The 22,805-nt window shown below is 70.8% G+C and carries 24 protein-coding genes; 13 read left to right on the top strand and 11 right to left on the bottom strand.

From position 1 onward, the window contains the following. Positions 1 to 60 precede the first annotated feature (60 nt). Both JAO81_RS08495 and JAO81_RS08490 read right to left on the bottom strand, forming a co-directional pair. On the bottom strand, positions 61 to 1,104 hold the full coding sequence (locus tag JAO81_RS08495; RefSeq protein ID WP_199547173.1) for a hypothetical protein: 1,044 nt from the start codon (positions 1,102 to 1,104) through the stop codon (positions 61 to 63). Between the two features lie 116 nt (positions 1,105 to 1,220). Then, positions 1,221 to 2,174, bottom strand: a complete 954-nt coding sequence (locus JAO81_RS08490) for a triacylglycerol lipase (protein ID WP_199547172.1) — start codon at positions 2,172 to 2,174, stop codon at positions 1,221 to 1,223. 177 nt (positions 2,175 to 2,351) lie between these two features. Here JAO81_RS08490 and JAO81_RS08485 point away from each other — a divergent pair, with 177 nt between their 5' ends. Both JAO81_RS08485 and JAO81_RS08480 read left to right on the top strand, forming a co-directional pair. Further along, on the top strand, positions 2,352 to 2,882 hold the full coding sequence (locus JAO81_RS08485) for a CchlQ (RefSeq protein ID WP_199547171.1): 531 nt from the start codon (positions 2,352 to 2,354) through the stop codon (positions 2,880 to 2,882). A 216-nt stretch (positions 2,883 to 3,098) separates the two neighbouring features. After that, positions 3,099 to 3,332, top strand: coding sequence for a hypothetical protein (locus tag JAO81_RS08480; RefSeq protein ID WP_199547170.1), 234 nt, complete (start codon positions 3,099 to 3,101; stop codon positions 3,330 to 3,332). Between the two features lie 11 nt (positions 3,333 to 3,343). On the opposite strand, the gene JAO81_RS08475 is transcribed toward JAO81_RS08480, so the two are convergent. Continuing rightward, a complete protein-coding gene (locus tag JAO81_RS08475) occupies positions 3,344 to 3,778 on the bottom strand; it encodes a DUF2000 domain-containing protein (protein ID WP_233415081.1) in 435 nt (144 codons plus the stop codon). A 49-nt stretch (positions 3,779 to 3,827) separates the two neighbouring features. Here JAO81_RS08475 and JAO81_RS08470 point away from each other — a divergent pair, with 49 nt between their 5' ends. Beyond that, positions 3,828 to 4,685: an AraC family transcriptional regulator gene (locus JAO81_RS08470; protein ID WP_199547168.1), complete on the top strand. Its 858-nt coding sequence runs from the start codon at positions 3,828 to 3,830 to the stop codon at positions 4,683 to 4,685. Between the two features lie 16 nt (positions 4,686 to 4,701). On the opposite strand, the gene JAO81_RS08465 is transcribed toward JAO81_RS08470, so the two are convergent. Together JAO81_RS08465 and JAO81_RS08460 are read right to left on the bottom strand one after the other, a co-directional pair. After that, positions 4,702 to 5,541 (bottom strand): SRPBCC family protein, encoded by an 840-nt coding sequence (locus tag JAO81_RS08465; RefSeq protein ID WP_199547167.1) that lies wholly within the window; start codon positions 5,539 to 5,541, stop codon positions 4,702 to 4,704. Next, on the bottom strand, positions 5,538 to 5,855 hold the full coding sequence (locus JAO81_RS08460; RefSeq protein ID WP_199547166.1) for a helix-turn-helix transcriptional regulator: 318 nt from the start codon (positions 5,853 to 5,855) through the stop codon (positions 5,538 to 5,540). The genes JAO81_RS08465 and JAO81_RS08460 overlap by 4 nt, the downstream gene beginning before the upstream one ends. 198 nt (positions 5,856 to 6,053) lie before the next feature. Here JAO81_RS08460 and JAO81_RS08455 point away from each other — a divergent pair, with 198 nt between their 5' ends. Both JAO81_RS08455 and JAO81_RS08450 read left to right on the top strand, forming a co-directional pair. Further along, on the top strand, positions 6,054 to 7,268 hold the full coding sequence (locus JAO81_RS08455; RefSeq protein WP_199547165.1) for a cytochrome P450: 1,215 nt from the start codon (positions 6,054 to 6,056) through the stop codon (positions 7,266 to 7,268). Between the two features lie 12 nt (positions 7,269 to 7,280). Continuing rightward, on the top strand, positions 7,281 to 7,769 hold the full coding sequence (locus JAO81_RS08450; protein WP_199547164.1) for a nitroreductase family deazaflavin-dependent oxidoreductase: 489 nt from the start codon (positions 7,281 to 7,283) through the stop codon (positions 7,767 to 7,769). A gap of 10 nt (positions 7,770 to 7,779) precedes the next feature. Here the strand turns inward: JAO81_RS08450 and JAO81_RS08445 are convergent, their stop codons facing one another. Beyond that, positions 7,780 to 8,643, bottom strand: a complete 864-nt coding sequence (locus JAO81_RS08445) for a hypothetical protein (protein WP_199547163.1) — start codon at positions 8,641 to 8,643, stop codon at positions 7,780 to 7,782. 135 nt (positions 8,644 to 8,778) lie between these two features. Between JAO81_RS08445 and JAO81_RS08440 the strand changes: the two genes are divergently transcribed. Together JAO81_RS08440 and JAO81_RS08435 are read left to right on the top strand one after the other, a co-directional pair. Then, complete coding sequence (locus JAO81_RS08440; protein ID WP_199547162.1) at positions 8,779 to 9,666, top strand: helix-turn-helix domain-containing GNAT family N-acetyltransferase; 888 nt, start codon at positions 8,779 to 8,781, stop codon at positions 9,664 to 9,666. Between the two features lie 90 nt (positions 9,667 to 9,756). Continuing rightward, on the top strand, positions 9,757 to 10,824 hold the full coding sequence (locus tag JAO81_RS08435) for a hypothetical protein (protein ID WP_199547161.1): 1,068 nt from the start codon (positions 9,757 to 9,759) through the stop codon (positions 10,822 to 10,824). A gap of 67 nt (positions 10,825 to 10,891) precedes the next feature. On the opposite strand, the gene JAO81_RS08430 is transcribed toward JAO81_RS08435, so the two are convergent. Then, positions 10,892 to 12,955, bottom strand: coding sequence for an MDR family MFS transporter (locus JAO81_RS08430; protein WP_199547160.1), 2,064 nt, complete (start codon positions 12,953 to 12,955; stop codon positions 10,892 to 10,894). A gap of 177 nt (positions 12,956 to 13,132) precedes the next feature. After that, complete coding sequence (locus tag JAO81_RS08425; RefSeq protein WP_307813242.1) at positions 13,133 to 15,376, bottom strand: arylsulfatase; 2,244 nt, start codon at positions 15,374 to 15,376, stop codon at positions 13,133 to 13,135. 156 nt (positions 15,377 to 15,532) lie between these two features. Between JAO81_RS08425 and JAO81_RS08420 the strand changes: the two genes are divergently transcribed. From JAO81_RS08420 to JAO81_RS08410, 3 genes are read left to right on the top strand one after another with little or no spacing between them, the layout of a single operon-like run. Continuing rightward, positions 15,533 to 16,579 carry a type III polyketide synthase gene (locus JAO81_RS08420; RefSeq protein WP_199547158.1) on the top strand — a complete coding sequence of 349 codons (1,047 nt, stop codon included), beginning with the start codon at positions 15,533 to 15,535 and terminating at the stop codon, positions 16,577 to 16,579. Next, positions 16,567 to 17,802 carry a cytochrome P450 gene (locus JAO81_RS08415; protein ID WP_374194271.1) on the top strand — a complete coding sequence of 412 codons (1,236 nt, stop codon included), beginning with the start codon at positions 16,567 to 16,569 and terminating at the stop codon, positions 17,800 to 17,802. Before JAO81_RS08420 ends, JAO81_RS08415 begins: the two co-directional genes overlap by 13 nt. Beyond that, a complete protein-coding gene (locus tag JAO81_RS08410; protein ID WP_233415096.1) occupies positions 17,796 to 18,329 on the top strand; it encodes a cupin domain-containing protein in 534 nt (177 codons plus the stop codon). The genes JAO81_RS08415 and JAO81_RS08410 overlap by 7 nt, the downstream gene beginning before the upstream one ends. A gap of 120 nt (positions 18,330 to 18,449) precedes the next feature. Here JAO81_RS08410 and JAO81_RS08405 read toward each other — a convergent pair whose 3' ends face one another. Both JAO81_RS08405 and JAO81_RS08400 read right to left on the bottom strand, forming a co-directional pair. Continuing rightward, positions 18,450 to 19,418: an endonuclease/exonuclease/phosphatase family protein gene (locus JAO81_RS08405; protein ID WP_199547157.1), complete on the bottom strand. Its 969-nt coding sequence runs from the start codon at positions 19,416 to 19,418 to the stop codon at positions 18,450 to 18,452. 63 nt (positions 19,419 to 19,481) lie between these two features. After that, a complete protein-coding gene (locus JAO81_RS08400) occupies positions 19,482 to 19,913 on the bottom strand; it encodes a nuclear transport factor 2 family protein (RefSeq protein WP_199547156.1) in 432 nt (143 codons plus the stop codon). Between the two features lie 98 nt (positions 19,914 to 20,011). Here JAO81_RS08400 and JAO81_RS08395 point away from each other — a divergent pair, with 98 nt between their 5' ends. Then, positions 20,012 to 20,578: a PadR family transcriptional regulator gene (locus JAO81_RS08395; RefSeq protein WP_199547155.1), complete on the top strand. Its 567-nt coding sequence runs from the start codon at positions 20,012 to 20,014 to the stop codon at positions 20,576 to 20,578. Next, on the top strand, positions 20,575 to 21,348 hold the full coding sequence (locus JAO81_RS08390; protein ID WP_199547154.1) for an SGNH/GDSL hydrolase family protein: 774 nt from the start codon (positions 20,575 to 20,577) through the stop codon (positions 21,346 to 21,348). The genes JAO81_RS08395 and JAO81_RS08390 overlap by 4 nt, the downstream gene beginning before the upstream one ends. Before the next feature lie 35 nt (positions 21,349 to 21,383). Here JAO81_RS08390 and JAO81_RS08385 read toward each other — a convergent pair whose 3' ends face one another. Then, positions 21,384 to 21,812 (bottom strand): STAS domain-containing protein, encoded by a 429-nt coding sequence (locus tag JAO81_RS08385; RefSeq protein ID WP_199547153.1) that lies wholly within the window; start codon positions 21,810 to 21,812, stop codon positions 21,384 to 21,386. 141 nt (positions 21,813 to 21,953) lie between these two features. Between JAO81_RS08385 and JAO81_RS08380 the strand changes: the two genes are divergently transcribed. Beyond that, positions 21,954 to 22,793, top strand: a complete 840-nt coding sequence (locus tag JAO81_RS08380; protein ID WP_199547152.1) for an alpha/beta fold hydrolase — start codon at positions 21,954 to 21,956, stop codon at positions 22,791 to 22,793. The last annotated feature ends 12 nt before the right edge of the window (positions 22,794 to 22,805 follow it).

The following is a 22,805-nucleotide window of genomic DNA, read 5'->3' as shown; positions in this document are numbered from 1 at the left end:
CGCCGCCCCCCGCACCCCCCCCACCCTTGCTGGGTCCGGGGGTCACGATCCGGCCGGGCCTCAGCCCGTCGGAGCCGCCTTGCGCAGCGCCTCGATGCACGCCGACAGGGCACCCTGCAGCTCCTCGAGCCGCTGCACCATGTCGTCCTCGTAGAACTCACCGGCGTCGGCGTCGTCGAAGGTCAGCTCCTCGAAGACCTTCGTCGCCTTGCTGAGGCTGGAGTAGAACTTCGTGCGCCGCTCGGCGACCCGCAGCTCCGGGTCCGCCTCGACGGTCTCCTGGATCAGCGTCTTCACCGTGCCGTACGCCTCGGCCGCCCACTCTCCGGCCTCGTCGCCCTCGTCCAGCTCGTCGAGCAGCGACAGATGGCGCTCGGCCTCCTGGCGGAGCTCGGCCGGGGCCTCGATGACCTGACCCGCGGGCGTCTTGACCTGACCGCCCTCGGCGACCTGGCGGACGAACTCGATCCGGTCGGACACCTTGGTCTCCCCGGCGACCGCCTTCTTCAGCTCCTCGCGCGCGGCCACATCACGGGCCAGGGCGCTGCGCAGCGCCTCGTCCTCCTCGATCCGGTCGAGCAGCGCCGAGCGGGCGGCCTGCGCGGTACTCGGGTCGGCGAGGATCGCGGCCCGCAGCGCGGTCGGGTTCTCGGCGACCTCGAGGGCCTTGGTCGGACGGATGCCCTCCGCCTCGGCGGCCGCGGTGATCGCGGTGCCGCGTACGGACGAGGCGCTGGAGCGGGAGCTGTAGTAGCTCAACCACACATCCGCTTCCGGGAGTTCCACGTCCACGCCCGGCTGGAGCGTCTCGAACTGCGGGACCAGACCGTCGTCGGCGGCGACGTCCCACGCCTTGTAGAACCGCATCACCCGCTCCGGCGAGCACCCCGCGAGCTCGGCGAAACGCTTCGCCGACACCTTGTCGCTGTCCTCGGCACTCTGCCCGCCGGGGCGCACGCTGCGCGCCACCTTCAGGGCGAAGGTCCAGCCGCCGGTCCGCGCATAGGCACCGAACTCCCGGGCGTCCTGCGCGATCGTCTCGGGTACGGGCGCGGCCTCGACCGTCTGGGCGGGCACTTCGGGGGCAGGAATGGCAAGGGTCACCGGTGCGTCTCCTGAGGGTCGCGGGGTTCGTGCACCCGCCGCCGCGGCGGGCAAACCCGCAGCATATCGGGCGCACGGGGCACGCCGCGCAGCCCGCGCCGCGTGCCCCGCTCCCGTCAGCAGCCGGGCTTCACCGCGTGCTCCGGATCCAGCGCGTTGAGTGCGAGCCGCAGGGCGAGGGGGTCCTCGTCGAGGTCGCTGTGCGACGCGAAGTTCCAGGGGCAGACGTTCTGCATCAGGATGTTGGAGACGCCCGGCCCCTTCAGGAACTGGCCGTTGTACGGGGTGACGCCCGTGTCGTAGCGTGAGGCGATCACCGTGTACTTGACGCCAGGCAGCGTGTCCCCGCCGGCGTTCAGCTTCTGCAGGAAGGGCGACCCGGCGATCTGGTCACCGCACGCCGGGCAGGTCACATCGGAGACCACACCGCCGATGAGATGGAGCAGCGCCGCCAGCCACGGCTGGTCCCTGAGGAGGCCCTCGACGACCGGCGACTGCGAACCGTGGTTGGACGGTCCGAGGCCGACCAGGGTGTGCACCTTCTGCTGACCGCCCTCGAACTTCATGTACTGGCGCGGCATCATCCCGCCCTGCGAGTGGCCCACGATGTCCACCTGCCGGGCCCCGGTGGCGGCGAGGACTCCGTCCACGAACACCGCGAGCTGCTTCGCGGACTTGGCGACGGGCGCGGTGCCGCCGCCGATGAGCTGGAGGAGGCCGCCGCCCTTGCCGTAGTCGAGGGAGAAGACGCAGTAGCCGGCCGCCTTGTACTGCGGGGCCGTCTTGGCCCACACGTGACCGTTCGCGAGCGTGCCGTGCGCGAGGATCAGCGGCCGCGGGTGCGCGGCGGAGGGTTTGCAGGCCCAGTCGTTGGCACCGGAGAGGCCGGACGTCGCGAGCTGCTTGGCATCGGCGATGGGGTCCAGCTGTCCACCGGCTGAGGACGAGGGCGAGGACGAGGACCAGGTGCCGGGGGCCGGCTCCAGGACCGATGCGGCGGCGGGCGCGGCGAGGGACAAGGACAGAGCGAGTGAGGTGGTGAGGACGGTGACGATCCGGGGGAGTCGCATCAGAGCTCCAGGGGCAGCGCGGGGACGGACGCGATCAGCCGTGGTCGGCGTGATCACCGCTCATCTATGTCCGCGTCGCTTCCCCGACCCGCACACTCCCCGCCCGGGCTGCTCCGACTGGCGGTAGATTCGCCCCCTGGATCACCGGCGGATCCGGGGTACGCGATCGGGGGACACGTGGACTGGGGCACGCTCATCGCCGCCGTCAGCGGCGGCTCGCTGGCCATGGCCGGCACCGTACTGGCCGACCATCTGCGTCACCGGCACGAGCAGGACCGGGGGTTGGGGGAGCGGCGCCGGGCCATCTACCTGGACTTCATCGCCGCCGCCGAGACCTGCCACTCGCGGCTGCGCGCTCTGCAGAGCACCGCGCGGGAGGAGCGTGCGGAGGAGTCGCGCGGAGCGCTCACCGCTTCAGGGATCTACGAGGCGCGCGAACGGCTCTTCATCGACGCGAGCACCCGAGTGGCCGGTGCGGGACAGGCCATGTTCGAGCAACTGCGCCGACTGCAGCGGACGGTGGGCGAGGGAGCCGAACCGGACTCGGCCGCGTACCACGACGCGTACCACTCCTACATCGGTTCCGTCTGGGACTACCGGGTGGCGGTCCGCGGCGAGTTGGACGGCAAGGCGCTCGCCCCGGCCGAGTTCGGCTGGCAGCGCTGGGACGGGCGCGACCGCTGCGAGCTGTGCACCTCGGCCACGTAGGCCCGGCCGCGCGCTTTGCGCTTTATTGCGTGGATATGCAAGTATAGGGATGTCGTCGAGCCCGAAGAAAGGGGGCGGTCATGGACTCCAGCAGTCCGAGTCGGCATCGACTCACCCATGTCACCCACACCCCGCTCCCGGCCGAGCAGCTCCCCTGAGCACCAGCACCTCCATGTGCGCCCGGCCGCGAGCCGCACGTACCACGGAGGTGCCGTCATGGCAGCTGTCTTCCACCACCCCGTACGCCTCAACTCCCTGCTCGCTCCCCGCGCTTGGCGGCGTGCCCTGGCCCGCGTCATCGCCCGTCTCGCCGACGCGCCGCTGGAGCAGAGCGTCGTCCGGTCGGTACCCGTCCGCCGCGGCTGCGGCAAGCCGGGGGCCCGCTGGCACACCGTCACCGGAGCCGACGGCCGCCCCCACCTCGTGGCCGAATGGCGCAGCCAGGACTGACGGGCCCGCCCTCAGGGGTGCATCTGAGCACCCTTGAGGGCCTTGTCCACCGCGTTGCGCGGGCCGTACACCGCGATCCCCACCAGATCGAGTTGGTCACGTGGCACGGCGCGCACGGCGGCGCGATTGTCGCGGTCGTTGCCGGTAGCGAACAGATCCGAGGTGAACACCGCGACCTTCAGGCCCCGGGCGAGCGCCTTGCCGTGTGCGGCGGTCATCGTCTCCTTGCCGCCCTCGAAGACCATGACCGGCTGACGGAACATGGGCAGATACGGGGTTGAGTCGCCGTCCTCGTACGGTTCGCCGATCACCTCGCCGGCCTCGCTGCCGAGCCCGCTCACCAGGAACGCGGTCACATTCAGCCGCTGCCAGGTCTCCAGGTCCTCCCGCAGCAGGACGGCGATCTTCGTGTCGAAACGCACGGGTGCGGTGGTGTCGTTGTCCATGCCATGAGACTGCCGAACGGCCCGCTGTCCGGTCTTGTACGTTCCTTGCATGGCGACCGGACCGCAGCCCTCGGCGCCGCCGCCGGCGGGACTCTCGCACCTGCCCCTTGACGCGGCGTCCGGACAGCACATCACCGCATGGCGCCCCCAGGTCGAGGGCGTGGTCGAGGTCTTCCACGCACGCTTCACCGAGCACGCGTATCCGATGCATGTGCACGACGCCTGGGCCCTGCTGATCGTCGACGAGGGCGCGGTCCGCTACGACCTGGACCGGCACGAGCACGGCATCCCCAGTGACACCGTCTCGCTGCTGCCCCCGGACGTGCCGCACAACGGCTCCGCCGCCACCCCGCAGGGCTTTCGCAAACGCGTCCTCTACCTGGACGAGTCCCACCTGGACCGCTCGCTGATCGGCGCCGCGGTGGACAGCCCTGATCTGCGCGACCCCGTGCTGCGCCGCCGCATCGGCCAGTTGCACATCGCACTCGGCCGCCCCGGCGACGAACTGGAAGCCGCGAGCCGGCTCGCCCTGATCGGTGAGCGGCTCCGCGGCCATCTGCGCCCCCACCTGCTCCCCGCCCCCCGTCCCGCCGACCGCACCCTCGCCCACCGGCTGCGCGAACTCCTCGACGCACGACATGTCCAGGGCATCGCCCTGGACGAAGCGGCGCGACAGTTCGGCGTCCATTCCACCCATCTCATACGGGCGTTCAGCGGCGCGTTCGGCATCGCCCCGCACCAGTACCTGATGTCCCGCCGCATCGACCACGCGCGCCGGCTGCTCCTCGCCGGCCACCCTCCGGGCGAGACCGCCGCGGCAGCCGGCTTCTACGATCAGCCCCATCTCACACGTCACTTCAAACGCGTGGTGGGGACGACCCCGGGCCGCTACGCACGGTCGCGCTGAACCAGGCGGACTCCGGTCAGGAAGCGGCGATGTCCAGCATCCGCGCCGCGAGCCGCTCGATCCGCTCATGCCAGGCGTCCCGAGCGCGCCGCGGATCCCCGGACCCGTCCACGGTGAGGGTCAGCCGAGCCCCGTGGCCGGTGCCCGCGCCGAACTTCCAGCGGACCAGCTCACCCGACGGCGTCCGGTAGGCGAGCACCTCCGGCTCCCGTACTTCGGTCACCTGACCTTGTTCGTACGCGGGCGCCGTGAAGCCCCGCGGAACGGCGGACCCTTCCGGCACCGGAGCCCCGCCGGCGAGCTCGGACCAGACGTCGTCCGCGGGCCGCAGCAGCTGACGCTCGAAGCGGACCGTCGTGCCGTCGATCTCCCCGCGGCCCAGATCGAACTGCTCCAGATACGCCTCGTGCAGCTCGCCCCGGTCCGGCTCGATGTCCACGGGCACTCCGTCGAGGACCTGGCCGAGCGCGGTGAGGCAGAGATGCCAGCCGGAGGCGAAGCTCGCGCCGCCGAAGCGGTCGCCGAAGGTATGGGTGAGCGTGAGCAGCGAACCCTCGCCCTCGGGTGTGATCTCCCAGCGCAGATGGTCCTCGCCCCAGGTGAACGCGAACACGTGCGGCTCGTCGGCGTCGGTGACCCGGCCCGTCATCCCGGGGCCGTCCTCGCCGGGGAAGTGGAATCCCACCGTGCCGCCGGGCTTCAGCTCGACGGAGACCTCGGACGGGAACCACTGCGCCAGCTGCTTCGGTTCGGTGACGGCCGCCCAGACCGCAGCCGGGGGATGGGCGAGCCTGCGCCGCATCACCAGGGCGTTGCGGCCGTCGGCGGTGGTGAGGGTGTCGGCTTCGGGGTTCATGACGGATCGTCCTTCAGCTGGTCGAGATGGCGTTCGAGGCGGTCGAAGCTCGCCGACCACAGGTGCCGGTAGTGAGCGAGCCATGCGTCGAGTTCGGCGAGCGGCTCGGGGCGCAGCTCGTACCAGCGGCGCTGCGCGTCCTGCCGTACGCGCACCAGACCGGCCTCGCGGAGCACCCGCAGGTGCTTGGAGGTGCCGGGCTGGCTCAGGCCGAGCTCGGCGGTCAGCTCGCCGACCAGGCGGGGGCGCTCCAGGAGCAGGTCCAGGATGCGTCGGCGCTGGGGTTCTGCGAGCACATCGAACGGTATGGGCATCTCTCGAAAATACCTCTTCGGTTATATAGCCGCAATGGCATGTACGGCATGTACGGCAGGGGGTCGTCTTCCGGTGGGCGGCCTCGTCTTCCGATGCCCGGGGATGTACTGCGGGCCCATCCGGCGTAACTCAGCGCGAGCCGCACCCCGGGCGCGCGGGAGCGTGAGGGGACCACGGATGAACGGACGGAACCCGCCATGATCGACGACGCCCCCGCAGCACCCCCGGTACGCGACTGGCCCGCGCAGCACCTCGACGGCATGGACTTCGACCCGGTCCTCGGTGAACTCATGGACGCCGGTCCTGTGCACCGCATCAAGCTGCCGCACGGTGAAGGCTGGGCGTGGCTCGTGACCCGGTACGAGGACGTGCGGATGGTCACCAACGACGCGCGGTTCGTCCGCGGGCCCGTGACCGAGCGTCAGATCACGCGGCTCGCCCCGCACTTCAAGCCCAAGCCCGGATCGCTCGCCTTCGCGGACGGCGCCGACCACCACCGGCTGCGGCGCATCGTGGCCCCCGCGTTCACGGCTGCGGGCGTCGAGCGCGTACGGGTCAAGGCGCAGCCGATGCTCGACGGCCTGATGGACGCGCTCGTCGACGAGGGCCCGCCCGCCGACCTCGTGGCACGGGTGCTCGCACCGTTCCCGGTCGCGGTGGTGTGCGAGGCGATGGGAGTCCCGCCGGCGGACCGGGCCCAACTCACTCAGTGGACCGACCGGATCGTGTTCCCGTCCGCCGACCCGCGCGCCACCGGCCAGGTCAAGGAGCAGCTCTACGCCTGGCTCGCCGAGGCGATCCGTATGCGCCAGGACTCCGAAGGTGAGGACATCCTGTCCCTGCTCGGCGCGGCCGTGGCCCGCGGTGAACTCACCGCCGAGGAGGCCGCCGGTGTGGCCGGGCCGCTGCAGATTGGCGGAGAGGCCGTCACCAACAACACCGGCCAGATGCTGTACCTGCTGATGACCCGCCCGGCACTGCTCGCCCGTCTCGCGGCCGACCCGTCCCTGCGTCCCCAGGCCCTCGATGAACTCCTGCGCTACATCCCGCACCGCAGCGCGGTCGGCCTCGCCCGGATCGCCACCGAGGACCTCGACCTGCGCGGCCACCGCATCCGGGCCGGCGAGCCCGTCTACGTCTCCTACCTCGCCGCCAACCGCGACCCCGACGTCTTCCCCGCCCCCGAGGAGATCGACTTCGACCGCAGCCCCAACCCCCACATCTCCTTCGGTTTCGGCACCCACTACTGCACCGGCGGGCTGCTGGCCCGCCTCCAGATCGACCTCCTGATGAACGCGGTCCTCGACCGCCTGCCCGGACTCCACCTGGCGGTCGCGCAGGAGGAAGTCACCTGGCGCCGCAACGCCCTGATCCGCGGCCCCGAGGCGCTGCCCGTCGCCTGGCGGGCGTAGGGTCCGGCCATCATGGAGATCAGCCGACGTCCCACACCGCCGACCGGGCTGCGCCGCGCGGCCTTCCGTGCCCCGATCCGCCTCTACCGCATGGGACTTGGCGCCCTGGTGCCCAGCCGTCTGCTGTTGCTCAACCACATCGGCCGCGTGTCGGGACAGCCGCGGCAGGTGGTGATCGAGGTGGTCGAGCACGAGCGCTCCAGCGGCTCGTACATCGTCTGCTCCGGATTCGGGCCGAACGCACAGTGGTACCGCAACCTGCTCGCCCACCCCGAGGTCACCATCCAGGTGGGCGCCCGGCGGCTGCCCGTCACGGCCGAGCCCCTGAACGCCGAGGAAGGAGGCGCCTTCATGGCCGGCTACGCGGCACGCCACCCTCGCGCGGCCCGCAAGCTGGTGAAGTTCATGGGTTTCACGGTGGACGGCACCCTCGCCGACTACCGCGCGGCAGGGCGGGAGCTGCCGTTCGTGCGGCTGGCACCGCGGGGCGCGCTCAGGTGACGCCGCGCGGTCACGCGCACGCCATTCCCTTGCGCACCGCCGGCCACTTCTCCACGCCGTCCGTAGTGCGCACGTACACGGCGGACTTGCTGCCGGTACGCCACAACTGCCAGTCGTCCAGGCGGTAGCCGCTGTCCTTCGCGTCTGCGGGCAGCTCGACGTCCTTCTCGTACGGGGAGGTCAGCATGGTGTCCGGAAGGATGGTGTGCGGGTCGCGGGCGTACAGGACACGTTTCACGCCCGAACCCATCTCCAGGAAGTGCGCCCGCTGCCAGTCGCAGTGGCCGGAGCCCTCGCTGCTGGTGATGATCGCTGTCGGTACGCGCCGTCCGTCGAGGTCGTGCCAGATGTCGTCGGCCAGGTCGTCGGTGAAGTTCTCCGGGAGTTCGGCGACATCGCAGTGTGCCGAGGTGTCAGGGCCCCAACCGGGCCGCCTCGGCTGGTCCTTGGCGACGATCACCGCGACCTTGGTGCGGCCCTGCACGTCGTACGAGAAGAGGACGCGTCCCTTCTCCTTGTGCTCGATCCGATAGCCGGACGTGGGGAGGCCGGGCTGGTAGATCTCGAAGTAGAGGCGGAGTCCGTCCTCGGGTGTGCTGCCGCCGTCGGACTTGCTCCACCGGTCGCCTCTGCCGCCGCTCATGACCTCCCAGTCGCACTCCAGGGCGCGGCCCGCGGACCCGAGTGACTCGACGGGGGTGTACGCGTCGTCCGCGTCCTCGTCCGGGACCTCCTTGACCGGCAGGTCCAGCGGCCCGTCGTACGGCGACTCCGGCGGCGAACCCTCGACCGTGAGGTCGTCCGGGCTCTCGCCGCACGAGGTGAGCGCCAGGACCAGGAACACCGTGGTGGCGCAAAGCAGTCGTCGTCCCATTCCCCACCCCGATCCGATGGAGGATCCACTCGATCCACTCGATCCACTCGATCTGCTCGATCCACTCGGCCAAGTGTGCCTCCGATTCCCGCAATTGGGCTGCGTTCCGCAAGAGTCTCTGACTAGAGTCAGAGAATGGATGCTGAGTCAATCGCCCAAGTCCGGCGCTTCAACCGCACCGTCGGCGAACGCATCGGAGTGCTGCACGACCACTTCCTCGGTACGGACCGTCCCGTCGGTGAGGCCCGGCTGCTGTGGGAGATCGGAGTCGAGGGGCGGGACGTGCGACGGCTGCGGGACCGGCTCGGGCTCGACTCCGGATACGTGAGCCGGCTGCTTCGGTCCCTCGAGCGGGACGGACTGGTGACCGTGGAGCCGCAGAAGCGCGACCGGCGGGTGCGCACTGTGCGGCTCACGGCGGCCGGGCGGAAGGAACGGGCCGTACTCGACGAACGCAGCGACGAACTGGCCGAGTTGATCCTCACCTCGCTCAACGAGCGGCAGCGCACCCGGCTCACCGCCGCCATGGCCGAGGTCGACCGGCTGCTCACCGCGGGGACGGTGAGCGTGGAGGAGCTGGATCCGGCGCATCCGGACTCCGTGGCCTGCCTGCGGGCGTACTTCGACGAGCTGCGCGGACGTTTCGAGGAGGGCTTCGACGCCGCGCTCAGCGCGGTGCCGGATGCCGGTGTCCTGGGGCCGCCGCACGGGGTGTTCGTGGTGGCGCGCCTGCACGGGGAGCCGGTCGGCTGCGGCGGCATCCACCTCGGCGGGGACGAGCCGCCGTACATCAAACGCATGTGGGTGGCGAAGTCCGCCCGCGGCCTCGGCCTCGGACGCCGGCTGCTGGCCGAACTCGAGGCGTACGCGGTGCGATCCGGTGCACGGTCGGTGCGTCTGGAGACCAACGGGGAGCTCCGTGAAGCGATCGCGCTCTACCGGTCGGCCGGTTACGAGGAGGTCCCGGCGTTCAACGACGAGTACTACGCGCACCATTGGTTCGAGAAGCGCCTCGACGGCTAGGGCCTGCTCTCCCGACGGGCAGCCGCGAGCGGAAGGCGGCGTCGCCCGAGCCCTGGGGAACTGTCAGTGGCGGGTGGCAAGATCGGCGACATGGTTTTCGTACGCACCACTCCACCACGGCCGTTGGATGTCGCCGCGGTCTTTCCGGAGCTCGCTCCGCTGGCGCGGACCGCGATACGGCTGCACCCGCGTGCCGGGACGCCGTCGGTACGGGACAGCTCGGTCGGAGGGCCGCTGCTGTGGCCCGCGGATGAGCCGTGGCCGCACTGTGAGAGCACCGGGCACTGGGACAGCGGCTCCCGCACGTATCCGGCGGCAGTCCGGCTCGAAAGGCGCAGGCTGGAGCGGCTGCACCGTGATCCCGATGGCCCGGAGTTCACACCGGAGGAATCGGCGATCAAGGAGCGCAACGACGCGGTGCTCAGGGAACGGCTCGACGCGGGTCCTCCGCCCGCGGAGTGCCCGGTACCGATGCTTCCCGTGGCTCAGCTGTACGTGCGTGATGTCCCGCTGTTGCGGCCGCCCGGACAGGCTGACCTGCTCCAGGTGTTGTGGTGCCCTTACGACCATGAACCGGATGCCAAGCCATCGACCGCGCTGTTCTGGCGGCGCGCTGCGGAGGTCGGTGAAGTCCTCGCCGCGCCGCCAGAGCCGTATGAGGCGGACTGGCGAGGCGACTACGTTCCGGAGCCGTGTCTGCTGGCACCGGAGCAGATCACGGAGTACCCCAGCACCTTCGATCTGAGCCCGGAGTTGAGGCAACAGGTCGAGGACTGGAGCAGATGGCAGGCGGCCGGCGACGCTGTGGACAGTTCGTACGCGGATGATCCGAAGGAGTTCTACGACGCCGAGCTGGCCGACGCGCCCGGCTGGAAGGTCGGCGGCTGGCCCCCGTGGGGCCGCACCGACTCGATTCCCCGTTTCTGCACGGTCTGCGAGGCACGGATGGTTCCCCAACTGGCCATCGCCACCTTCGAATGGGACGGCGAGTCGGGCAGCTGGATCCCATACGAGGACCAAGCCGCCGAGTCCGCGGGCAGCGCCGTCGGCCGGAGCCCCGAGCAGCCGACCGCGATCCAGGTCGGCAGCGCCGACACCATGCAGCTGTACGTCTGTCCGCAATCGCCGACCCCCCCCCAGCGGCCCCGAGCCCGGTGAGTTGGGGGGGGCGCCGCCCCCCGCTAGGCCGTACACCCCGCCGGAGCCTTCACTCCCCGGGCAGTGCCTAGCGCACCCCTGCCGGCTCCTGCTCCAGCAGGCTCTGCTGCAGATCCTCTGCCAGCATCCGCTTGGCGATCGTGTCGACGGCCGTGCGCAGTTCGGGGCCCGGGGGGCGCCCGTTGCCGGCTTCGCCTTGCCCGCCCAACCAGCCCGACCAGGCCTTGCCGATGGCCCCCGCCCCTCGCCCCCGGGCGGCGGTGAGCGAGAGGAGGCTGCCGTCGCGGGTCACGAATCCCTCGTCGACCATGCGGTCGAACACCGGCAGCAGCACCTCCGGTGGCACGTGCTTGGTCCGGCCGACCAGACCCAGGCTCGCGTGGCCGACCATCCGGTGCAGCAGCGACACCTGCATGACCGCCCAGGCACCCGCCATGTCAAGGCGGGTGTCCGAAGCGGCCACCACCTGGCGGGCGTCCGAGAGGCCCTTGGTCTTGAAGACCTTGCCGACGGCGAGTTCGAGGAGCCGCTGGGAGTCCGCGTTGGCGGCGGGGGAGGAGAAGCCCTCGCCCATGTCGGCGGAGGAGGAGCGTGCGGAGTCCCGCAGCCGGACCTCCTTGAGGAACAGGGCCACGAGGAAGCTGAGCACCGCGACCGGCACGGTCCACAGGAACACGGTCTGCACGGTGTCCGCGTACGCCTCGATGATCGGCGCGGCCTGTTCGGCGGGCAGCCGGTGCAGGCCCTGTGGACTCTCCGCTGCCTGCGCGGCCTGCGCCGGATCGGCGCCGAGCCGTGCGGCGGCCGCGATGCCTTCCTCGAGGTTGGGCTCCAGGGTGTTGGCGTAGATCGTGCCGAACACCGCCGTGCCGAAGGCGCTGCCGAGCGTACGGAAGAAGGTCACGCCCGATGTGGCGGTGCCCAGATCCGCGTACTCGACCGTGTTCTGCACGGCGATGGTCAGGACCTGCATGCACAGACCGATGCCGACGCCGAGCACGAACATGTACAGGGACTCCAGCCAGGCGCTGGTGTCGGCGGACATCCGCGACATCAGGAAGAGGCCGAGCGTCATCACCGCCGAGCCGACGATGGGGAAGATCCGGTACCGGCCGGATTTGCTGACCACGTTGCCGCTGAAGACCGACGCGATCAGCAGGCCGAGGACCATGGGCAGGGTGCGGACGCCCGACACGGTGGCCGAGTCCCCGTCCACGTACTGGAGATAGATCGGCAGGAACGTCATCGCGCCGAGCATCGCGAAGCCCACGATGAAGCTGAGCACCGAGCAGACCGTGAAGACGGGATTGCTGAACAGGCGCATGGGCAGCATCGGTTCGGCCGCGCGGGTCTCCACCACGGCGAACGCCGCGAGCGCCAGCGCACCGCCGACGAACAGGCCGATGATGATGCCCGAGCTCCACGCGTACTCGTTGCCGCCCCAGCTCGTCGCCAGGATCAGGGCGCTCGCTCCGGCCGCGACCAGGGCGATGCCGAGATAGTCGATCGCCGGTTTCGCGGCCGAGCGGACGCTGGGAATGGTGCGCGCGGCCGCGACGACCACGGCGATGGCGATCGGCACGTTCACGTAGAACGCCCAGCGCCACGACAGATGGTCCGTGAACAGGCCGCCGAGCAGCGGCCCGATGACCGTCGAGACGCCGAAGACCGCGCCGATCGCGCCCTGGTACTTGCCGCGTTCGCGCAGCGGGATCACATCGGCGATCAGGGCCATCGCGGTCACCATCAGACCGCCCGCGCCGATGCCCTGGATACCGCGGAAGAGCACCAGCATCAGCATGTTCCCGGCGAGGCCGCACAGGAACGAGCCGAGGATGAAGACGATCGCCGACACCTGGAAGACGATCTTCCGTCCGAAGAGGTCGCCGAACTTGCCGACCAGAACCGTCGAGACCGTCTCCGCGAGCAGATAGGCCGTGACCACCCACGACATGTGCGCACCGCCGCCGAGATCCGAGACGATCGTCGGCAGCGCGGTGCCCACGATGGTCTGGTCGAGTGCGGCGAGCAGTACGCCCAGCATGATCGTCACGAAGACGATGTTCTTCGTCCGGTTGTCGAGCACCGGGGGCGCGGACGCCGGAGCTGCGGAATCGGTGGCTGTGGTCACACCTGTCACTGTCGTGGGGGTGGCAGGCGGGTGCATGCGCGGTAGGCCGAACAGGCGACTCGGATGAGGTCGGCGCATACGGCTGCGGGGCCGGAGGGGGGATGACACTCCGGCCATTCCGTCGGGCGCCGCGGCCACGGGCGCGGGGGCGGGACGCCGGACGCGGTGAATGCCGCCTCAGTCCGCGTGGATCGCCGCCTCGATCTCGTCCTTGAGTGCGCGCCGAGCGGCACGCCGTCCATGAGGCGTCTCGATCACCACCTGATGCAGCACCCCGGTCCAGGGGTACGGCGGCCGATAGCCGTCTTCCACCGGCAGCCCCCGGTCCCGCCCGACGCACAGCCCCGTACCGCCGTGCTGGAAGGTGAACGGGAACGGGCCGCCGAGCGCGCGGCTCGCCACCTCCTTCTCGTCCACGAGGAGGGCATACGTGCCCGTGGCGACGTCGAAGCGCACGGCGAGTGACTGCCGGCCGGGCGTGAGCGGCTCGGGCGCGGCCACCCGGTCCAGGTCCCCGGCGCGAGAGCAGGCGAAGGTGAGCCGCCCCGCGTCATCGGCGTACAGGACGAAACCGCCGGTCAGATCGCCGAGCGCGCATAGCACCCCGCGCGCTCCGGCCGTCGGCACCTCGGCGTCGGCGCTGAGCGTGAACCCGCCGAAGAGCAGCGGCAGCGCCTCGTCGTGCACGGGCGAGCCGCCCGGCAGATACACCCCCCGGCCGGGCAGCGGCCAGGCAGGACCGATCATCGCGCTCAGCCGCTCCTGCATCCGGTCGTCCAGCGGAAGCACCTGGTTCGCGGCCGCCTCCGCGTCCCAGCGCGCCGCCAACTCCCGTACAACCTCCGGGTGTTCGTCGGCCATGTCGTGCGCCTCGGCGAAGTCCTCGGCGAAGCGGAACAGGGACCAGCGGTCCGCCGCGAAGTCCCGGCTGCCCGGCAGCAGCCGCTCCTCGTCCGCCACCCCGTGCGAGACATGGTCGGTCGTGGCCTTCCAGCCGCCGTGCACGATCGACCGGGACCCCAGCATCTCGAAGTACTGCGTGCCGCGCGGCGCGGGCGCCTCGGAATCGTCGAACACGCCCAGCAGACTCCGCCCGTCGAACGGCTCCTGCTCCACTCCGTCCACCTGCCCGGGCCGCTCCACCCCGCACGCGTCGAGAATCGTCGGCATCAGGTCCACGGCATGCGCGAACTGCCCCCGCAGCGCGCCCTGTTCAGCGATCCGGCGCGGCCAGTGCGCGATGAGTGGCGCACGGGTGCCGCCCAGCCAGGTGTAGCGCTTCCACAGCCGCAGCGGCGTATTGCCCGCCCAGGCCCAGCCCCACGCGTAGTGCGGATACGTGGCAGGGCCGCCCCAGTCGTCGTACGCGGCGAGATTGGCATCCACGGTGTCGCCCGAACGGGCCGTGAAGCGGTGCTCGTTGGGGGTGCCGAGCTGCCCGCCCTCCGCGCTCGCGCCGTTGTCGGAGAGCAGCAGCACCAGGGTGTTGTCCAGGCGCCCGATCCGCTCCAGGAAGTCCAGGAGCCGGCCGATCTGCGCGTCGGTGTGGCTGAGGAACCCCGCGTACACCTCCTGCATACGGGAGAACAGCCGCCGCTGGTCCGAAGGGAGTTCACGCCAGTCGGGGATCCACGGCGGACGCTCGGACAGAGTGGTTCCCGCAGGGACGACACCTGCTGCCACCTGCCGGGCGAAGGTCTCCTCGCGCCAGCGCTCCCAGCCCTGGTCGAAACGGCCGCGGTAGCGCTCGATCCACTCGGGCGCGACATGGTGCGGGGCATGCATCGCGCCGAGCGGGAAGTACAGGAAGAACGGCTTGTCGGGGGTCGCCTGATGCTGGTCGAGGACCATCCGCATCGCGCTGTCGGCCAGGTCCTCGCTCAGGTGGTAGCCCTCGTCGGGGCCCGCGGGCGGCTCGGTGTAGTGGTTGTCGCGGACCAGATGGGGCGCCCAGTGGTTCGTGTCGCCCTGCAGAAAGCCGTAGTACCGCTCGAAGCCGTAGCCCAGTGGCCAGCGGTCGAAGGGCCCCGAGGCCGTGCGCTCCCAGCGCGGGGTCAGATGCCATTTGCCGACGGCCAGCGTCGAGTACCCGGCGTCGCGCAGGACGCGGGGGAGCGGGGCCGCGGATTTCGGCAGCCGGGCCGTGTAGCCGGGATACGCGATCGGCAGGTCGACGAGGAAGCCCATGCCCACGGCATGGTGATTGCGGCCCGTCAACAGGCTCGCCCGGGTCGGGGAGCACATCGCGGTGACATGGAAGCGGTTGAACCGCAGCCCGCCCGAGGCCAGGCGGTCCATGTGCGGGGTCTCCATGTCGGATCCGTAGCTCCCCAGTTGGGCGAACCCGAGGTCGTCGAGGACGATCACCACGACGTCGGGGGAGCCGGGGGCGGGACGCGGGGCGCTCTCAGGCCGGTGCACGGCGGCAGTGTGGGCCGCAGGGGCGGACAAGGCAAGAGCCATGTGCGGCCGGGCGCGTCACCGGTTCGGCCCAGTTGAACTGGGGGCCGACCCGGGGCCGGGGGACATGGTGAGTGCACGCATCTCGCGCACCTCGGCGACACAGAAGGGCCCCCCATGGCGACGATCTGCAGACCGGCGGTCTCCGTACCCGAGCACGTGATCACCATGGAGCAGACTCTCGATCTGGCGCGTGAAGTGCACGCCGACCATCCCCAACTCGATCTCGCACTGCGCCTGATAGAGAACACCGGGGTCAAGGAGCGGCATATCGTCCAGCCGATCGAGGAGACGCTGCGCCACCCCGGTTTCGAGGCCCGCAACGCCGTCTACGAGGCCGAGGCCAAGCGGCGCGTGCCGGAAGTCATACGCAGGGCGCTCGCGGACGCCGAAATCCGCGCCCAGGACATCGACGTGATCATCTACGTGTCCTGCACCGGCTTCATGATGCCGTCGATGACGGCCTGGCTGATCAACCGCATGGGGTTCCGCAGCGACACCCGCCAGATCCCCATCGCCCAGCTCGGCTGCGCCGCGGGCGGTGCCGCCGTCAACCGGGCCCATGACTTCTGCACGGCCTACCCGAAGGCCAATGCGCTGATCGTCTCCTGCGAGTTCTGCTCGCTGTGCTACCAGCCCGCCGATCTCGGCGTCGGCAATCTGCTCTCCAACGGACTCTTCGGCGACGGCATCGCGGCCGCCGTCGTCCGCGGCACCGGAGGCACCGGCATCACCCTGGAGCGCAACGCGTCCTACCTGGTGCCCGACACCGAGGACTGGATCTCCTACCAGGTCCGCGCCACCGGCTTCCACTTCCAGCTCGACAAGCGCGTACCCGGCACCATGGAGCCGCTTGCCCCCGCGCTCAAGGAGGTCGCCGGTCAACACGGCTGGGACGCGGCGCAGTTGGACTTCTACATCATCCACGCCGGCGGTCCGCGGATCCTCGACGACCTCAGCAAGTTCCTCGGCGTCGCCCCCGAAGCGTTCCGCTTCAGCCGGGCCACGCTCACCGAGTACGGCAACATCGCCAGCGCCGTCGTCCTGGACGCGCTGCGCCGGCTCTTCGACGAGGGCGGCGCCCACGAGGCGGCCACCGGAATGCTCGCCGGATTCGGCCCCGGCATCACCGCCGAGATGTCCCTGGGGAGGTGGTCGCGGTGACCACGGTCACGGGGCTGCCGGCGGCCTCGGACAAGGGCGGACTCTCTCCCGTACGGGAGTGGCCGGCGCCCGAGCTCAACGGCACCGAATTCGACCCGGTGCTCGCCGAGTTGATGCAGGAGGGCCCGGTCACCCGGATCCGGCTCCCGCACGGTGCGGGCTGGGCCTGGCTGGTCACCCGGCACCAGGACGTCAAGGCGGTCACCAACGACCCGCGGTTCAGCCGCGCCGCCGTCATGGACCGTGATGTCACCCGGCTCGCGCCGCACTTCATCCCGAGCAAGGAGGCCGTCGGGGTCCAGGACCCGCCGCACCACACCACGCTGCGCCGCACTGTCGCCCCGGCGTTCACCAGCAGGGGAGTGGAGCGCCTGCGCGCCCGCGCCCAGGCGATGCTCGACGAGCTGATCGAGCCGCTGCTCGACGAGGGCCCGCCGGCGGACCTCACCGAGCGGGTCCTCGCACCGTTCCCGCTGGCCGTGGTGTGCGAGGTGATGGGCGTCCCCGAGGCGGACCGGCCGCGGATGCACGAGTGGACCGTGCGCATCCTGTCCTCCGCCGAGGGCGCGGAGCGCAGCGAAGAGGCCAAGCGCGCCATGTGCGGGTACTTCGCCGAACGACTGCGCGCACAGCCCGCCGGCGAGGACGTCACCAGCCTGCTCGCCGCCGCCGTCGCACGCGACGAGATCAGCGAGTCCGAGGCCGTGGGCCTCGCCCTCCTGATCCAGATCGGCGGCGAAGCAGTCACCAACAACACCGGAAACATGGTCTATCTGCTGCTCAGCCGCCCCGAGCTGTGGGACCGGCTGCGCACGGACCCCGGCCTGCGCCCTGGCGCCATCGACGAGCTGCTCCGCTACATCCCGCACCGCAACTCCGTGGGCCTGTCCCGTATCGCCCTGGAGGACGTCACCGTCAGCGGTGTGGACATCGCGGCGGGCGACGCGGTCTACGTCTCCTACCTGGCGGCGAACCGGGACCCCGAGGTCTTCCCCGACCCCGACACCATCGACTTCACGCGCTCACCCAACCCGCACGTGGCCTTCGGACACGGACCGCACTACTGCGTGGGCGGCATGCTCGCCCGCCTGGAGTGCGAACTGCTCGTCTCCACCCTGCTCGACCGTCTCCCGGACCTGACGCTCGCGGTCCCCGTGGACGAACTGCGCTGGCGCCCCGGCGCGTTGATCCGCGGCCCCGAGGGATTGCCGGTGACCTGGTGACGGCGGCGATCCCACGCGACGGTCTCCTCGTTCCCGCCGGCCAGGGGCGCACCCTGCAGGTCCCGGCGCACGAGGTCACCTTCAAGGTCACCGGTGAGCACTCCAGCGTCGCGTCCAGCTTCGAGGTGGTCGTACCGCCCGGGTTCGATGTGGGCGCGCATCGGCACACTCGCAGCGAGGAGCTGTTCTACGTCCTGGAAGGCGAACTGGACATCCTGGCCTTCGAACCCCTCGTCCGTACGCCCGACGACTGGCGCGACTGGCGCTCGCTCAGCGGCGCCGGCACGGTACGGGCCACGCCGGGCACGGTCATCGTCGTTCCGCCGGGCTGCCCGCACGCCTTCGCCAACCGCACGGACACCCCGGCGAAGATGTTCTTCCAGGCGTCCCCACCGCCCGACCACGAGCGTTACTTCGAGGAACTCCTCGAACTCCTGCGCTCGGGCGCACCGGTGGACGACACGGCGATCGCCGAGCTGCGGGCGCGCTACGACATCGAGCAGCTGACACCGCTGCGGCACGCGTGATCCGAGGGCGCGCAACCTGATGCGCGCCGTCGGAGTCCGATGCGCGCCCTCGGAGTCCGATGCGCGTCCGCGGACTCGGCATCTGATCGTCGTGCGTCGTGCGTCGTGCGTCGTAGGTCGTCAGAATCTGATGCGTGCCGCGATCGGCAGATGGTCGCTCCCGGTGTCGGGCAGGGTCCGTACGCCGACCACGCGCGCGCCCTTGGCGAGCACCTGGTCGATCCGGGCCACGGGCAGGGAGCTCGGCCAGCTGAACGCGAACCGCTCGTCGAGGGCGTCGAGCCGCCCGAGCACGGGATCGAGACCGCGGTCGTCCGTGGTGCTGTTGAGGTCCCCGAGCAGCAGCACGCGCTCCAGCGGTTCGCTGTCGAGCGCCTCGCCGAGCAGCCGGGCGCTCGCGTCCCGCAGGTCCGTCCCGAAGCCGGTGGCCCGGAACCGTACGGACGGCAGATGGGCGACGTACACGGCCGTCTCGCCCTGCGGCAGCCGGGCCGTCGCGCGCAGCCCCCGCTCCCAGCCCGCCGGGATCCCCGGCGGCCGCAGATCCACCCGGCGCACATCGCTCAGCGGGTGGCGGGAGAAGAGGTCGACGGTGCCGATGTGGGCGTGGTGCGGATAGGTGTCGTCCAGGACGCCGACGAAGGCCTCGCGTGCGGTCGGTGTGACTTCCTCCAGGGCGATCAACTCGGCCCGGCTGTCGAGGAGATGACGGGCGAGGCGGGCCGGATCGGCGTGCGTGTCGCTCACGTTGTGCTGCACGACTTCGATGTCGTACGAGTCCTCGCCTGACCACCCGGCGAAGACCTCCAGCCAGACCAGGACCAGTACGAGGGCCGACGCGGCCACGGCGGGAGAGCGGCGGATCAGGGCGAAGAGCAGCACCGGCAGGACCGCGAGCCCGAGCCACGGGCGGAAGGTCTCGACGAAGCTCCCCAGCCGCGGCCCGGCGTTGGGCAGCACCGCGGGAACGGCGATGACCAGTGCGGTGAGCAGGCAGAACAGCGTGAGCAGCAGGGTGGTGCGGGCCGGGCGGCGCACGGGGGCGCGCCAGTCGATCCGGCGGGCACGCGCTATGACGCTGGAATCCATCGCGTGATCCTATGCGTCGTGGCCGCCCGGCCCTCAGTCAATTACGCGCGGGGCCGGACCCGTTCAACCCTGCGCGGGCGCCGGCGCCAGACCCGCCTCGACCAGGCCCGCGTACACCGCCTGCTGCACGGCCTGCGCCGCCGACTGCGGCCGCACCATCACCGTGAACTCCATGATCTTCCCGTCCTCGTCGAACTGCAGCAGATCCATCCCGTGCACCTGCTTGCCGTCGACGACCGTACGGAACAACAGGGCCTCGGCCGGGGCGGTTTCGTCGTCGGAGTTCGTACGGGCGGCGCCTTCGAGCTCGCCCACGTAGTGGAAGTCCTCGAAGGTGCGCAGCAGCACGCCGAAGAGTCCGAGCACCATCTCGCGGCCTTCGAACGGCCGGAACTTCACCGGGCTGTACAGCCTGACGTCCTCGGTGAACAGCGCTTCCAGAGCGGCGAGATCGCCCGCCTCGACGGCGGCGCGGAACGGGGTCGACTGGGTCATGGGGTCCTCCATGCTCGCGTGCATAATCACGTATAGGAATAGTCAGATTCTTGAGTATCATGGCGAGCGCTGACTGCAACAGAGGGAGAGGGAGCGAAATGGCTCTGCGCCATGCGGTGCTCGCGGCGCTGCTCGACGAGGAGCTGAGCGGCTACCAGCTCGCCAAGTCCTTCGACCTGGGCGTGGCCAACTTCTGGCACGCGCTGCCGCAGCAGCTCTACGCCGAACTCGCGAAGCTGGAGGCGGACGGGCTCGTGGCCGGCCGGGAAGTGGTGCAGGAATCCCGGCCCAACAAGCGCCTGTTCAAGGTCACCGACGACGGTCTCGCCGAACTGGAGCGTTTTGCCGCAGCGTCCGCGAAGCCGTCGATGCTCCGCGACGACCTCGCGGTCAAGGTGCAGTCGAGCGATCTCGTGGACACGGCGCCCGTGATAGCCCAGCTGCGCGAGCGGGCGACGTTCGCCCGGGCCAAGATCGAGCTCTTCGAATCGCTGCTGCTCAAGTTCCGCAGGGGGCTCGGCGAGGAGGAGTTCCTTCGGGGCGGCGAGCGTATCGGCCCGTATCTGACCTGCCTCGGCGGTCTGGTCTTCGAGCAGGGCTATCTGGAGTGGTGCGAGCGCATCGCCGGAATTCTGGAGGCGCGCAGGAGTGGGGGGGCGGCATGAGTGACGGTGACCTCGTGTACGGGCGGTACGTGGCGCTCGGTGACAGTCAGACCGAGGGGGTGGGCGACGGTGACGACACCGGTGGACTGCGGGGCTTCGCGGACCGGCTCGCCGAGCAGCTCGCGGGACTCAACTCCGAGTTCCTGTACGCCAATCTGGCCGTACGGGGACGTCTGGCCGGACAGGTCCGTGCCCTGCAGCTCGATGCGGCGCTGGCGCTGAAGCCCGATGTCGCGACGGTGGTGGCCGGCGTGAACGATCTGCTGCGGCCGAAGTTCGACGCCGATGAGGTGGTCGGCCATCTCGACGCGATGTTCGCCGCACTCACCGCTCAGGGCGCCCGGGTGGCGACCGTGACCTATCCGGACATCACCCGGATCGTCCCGCTGGCCAAGCCCTTGGGCGGCCGGGTCGTGGCGCTGAACGCGGGCATTCGGGAAGCGGCCCGGCGGCACGGCGTGAGCCTCGCCGAGACCAACGTGCACGAGGTCGTCACGGACGCCCGGCTGTGGTGCGCGGACCGGCTGCACGCCAGTCCGCTCGGCCATGAACGGATCGCCGCGTCGCTCGCCCAGGCACTCGCGCTCCCCGGCAGCAGTGACGCGTGGACGCAGCCGCTGCCGCCCGCGGTCGGTCCGGTGGGCGGCTGGGGTGCGGAGCTGCGCTGGGCGGGCGGCTTCCTCGGTCCGTGGCTCGGCCGCCGGCTGCGCGGCAGGTCCTCGGGAGACGGCCGGGTGGCCAAGCGGCCGGAGCTGTTGCCGGTGCTCTGAGCGACTCGCTGTCCGGGTTCGTTGCGGAACGACCGTCAGCCGGCGTCCAGTTGGTGTTCCTCGCCCGGCCGCAGCGGGGGCCAGGGCGGACGGTGGCGCGGCGGCAGTGTTTCCAGCGCGCGGCCCACCGAGGGGTGCATCGGCAGCATCTCGGCGCTGCCCGTGCCGGCGAGCAGCAGGGCGAGACGGCGCCCGACGCCCGCGAGCAGCAGGACTCCCTGGCGGCGCTGCAGCAGCCAGCTGATCGCGAGCAGGCAGTTGAGGCCCCGGGAGTCGCAGAACACCAGCGCGGTCACATCGAGTACCACATGCTGGCGCCCGGATTCGATCACGGAACCGAGGGTGCGCAGGAAGAAGTCCTCGCCGGAGTGATCGAGTTCGCCGCTCACGCGCAGCACGGCGCTGTCCTCGCCCCAGGCGAGTTCGGTGATGGTCAGGTGGGGTGGTTCGGATGGTGTGTGCATCGCACCTCGCTCCGGGGCGCGGACCGGGTGAGCTGCGGGTTCCCCGTCCGAGGGGAAGCATTCCCCGCGGAGCGGGGGTGCGTACCGCCGTGCGGAAAACCCGTTTGCCCGCACCGATCAAGGTTGAGAGGCTCGGAGCCTATGACTGTCACCTTCACCGCGTACGACGGCAGCAAGCTCGCCTTTCACACCCAGGGAAGCGGCCGTCCGCTGATCTGTCTGCCCGGCGGCATGCAGGCCTCCGCCTATCTGGGCGACCTCGGCGGCCTCACCCGGCACCGTCAGCTGATCACCCTGGATCTGCGGGGCACCGGCGACTCGGCGGTTCCGCAGGACCCGGCCACGTACCGCTGCGACCGGCTCGTCGACGATGTCGAGGCGCTACGAGAGCACCTGGGCCTGGAGACGGTCGAGCTTCTCGGCCACTCGGGCGGGGCGAACCTCGCGAGCCTGTACGCGGCGCGGCACCCCGAGCGCATCGCGCGGCTGCTGCTCATCACTCCGGGCATGTTCGCCGTGGGACTGCCGCCCAGCGGCGATGAGCGCCGGGCTTGCGTACTGCGACGCCGCGACGAGCCGTGGTTCGCCGAGGCGTACGCGGCCTTCCAGGCCATCGCTGCGGGCAAGGCGGAGCCGGAGCACTGGGAGGCCATCGCCCCGTTCCATTACGGGCGTTGGGACGAGACGGCCCGTGCGCACCACGCTCGCGAGGCCACTCAGCGCAACGTGGAGGCGATGGCCGTCTACGGCGGCGAGGGTGCTTTCCAGCCGGACGCCACCCGTGCGGCACTGAGCGCCCTGCACGCACCGGTGCTGCTGCTCGCCGGCGAGGTCGACCCGGGCGCTCCGCCGGCCGCGGTGCGGACCTTCGCCGACCTCTTCCCGGCCGCCGCCTACGTGGAGCAGCCCGGAGCCGCCCACTTCCCCTGGCTCGACGATCCGGAGCTGTTCGTCGCCGCCGTATCCGACTTCCTCGCGTAAGGAACCACTCGC

It is taken from the genome of Streptomyces sp. N35 (genome assembly GCF_016464295.1).
In the GTDB taxonomy this organism is placed as follows: domain Bacteria; phylum Actinomycetota; class Actinomycetes; order Streptomycetales; family Streptomycetaceae; genus Streptomyces.
The sequence above is the reverse complement of the archived record's forward strand: the minus strand, read 5'-3'. Positions and strand labels throughout refer to the sequence as shown.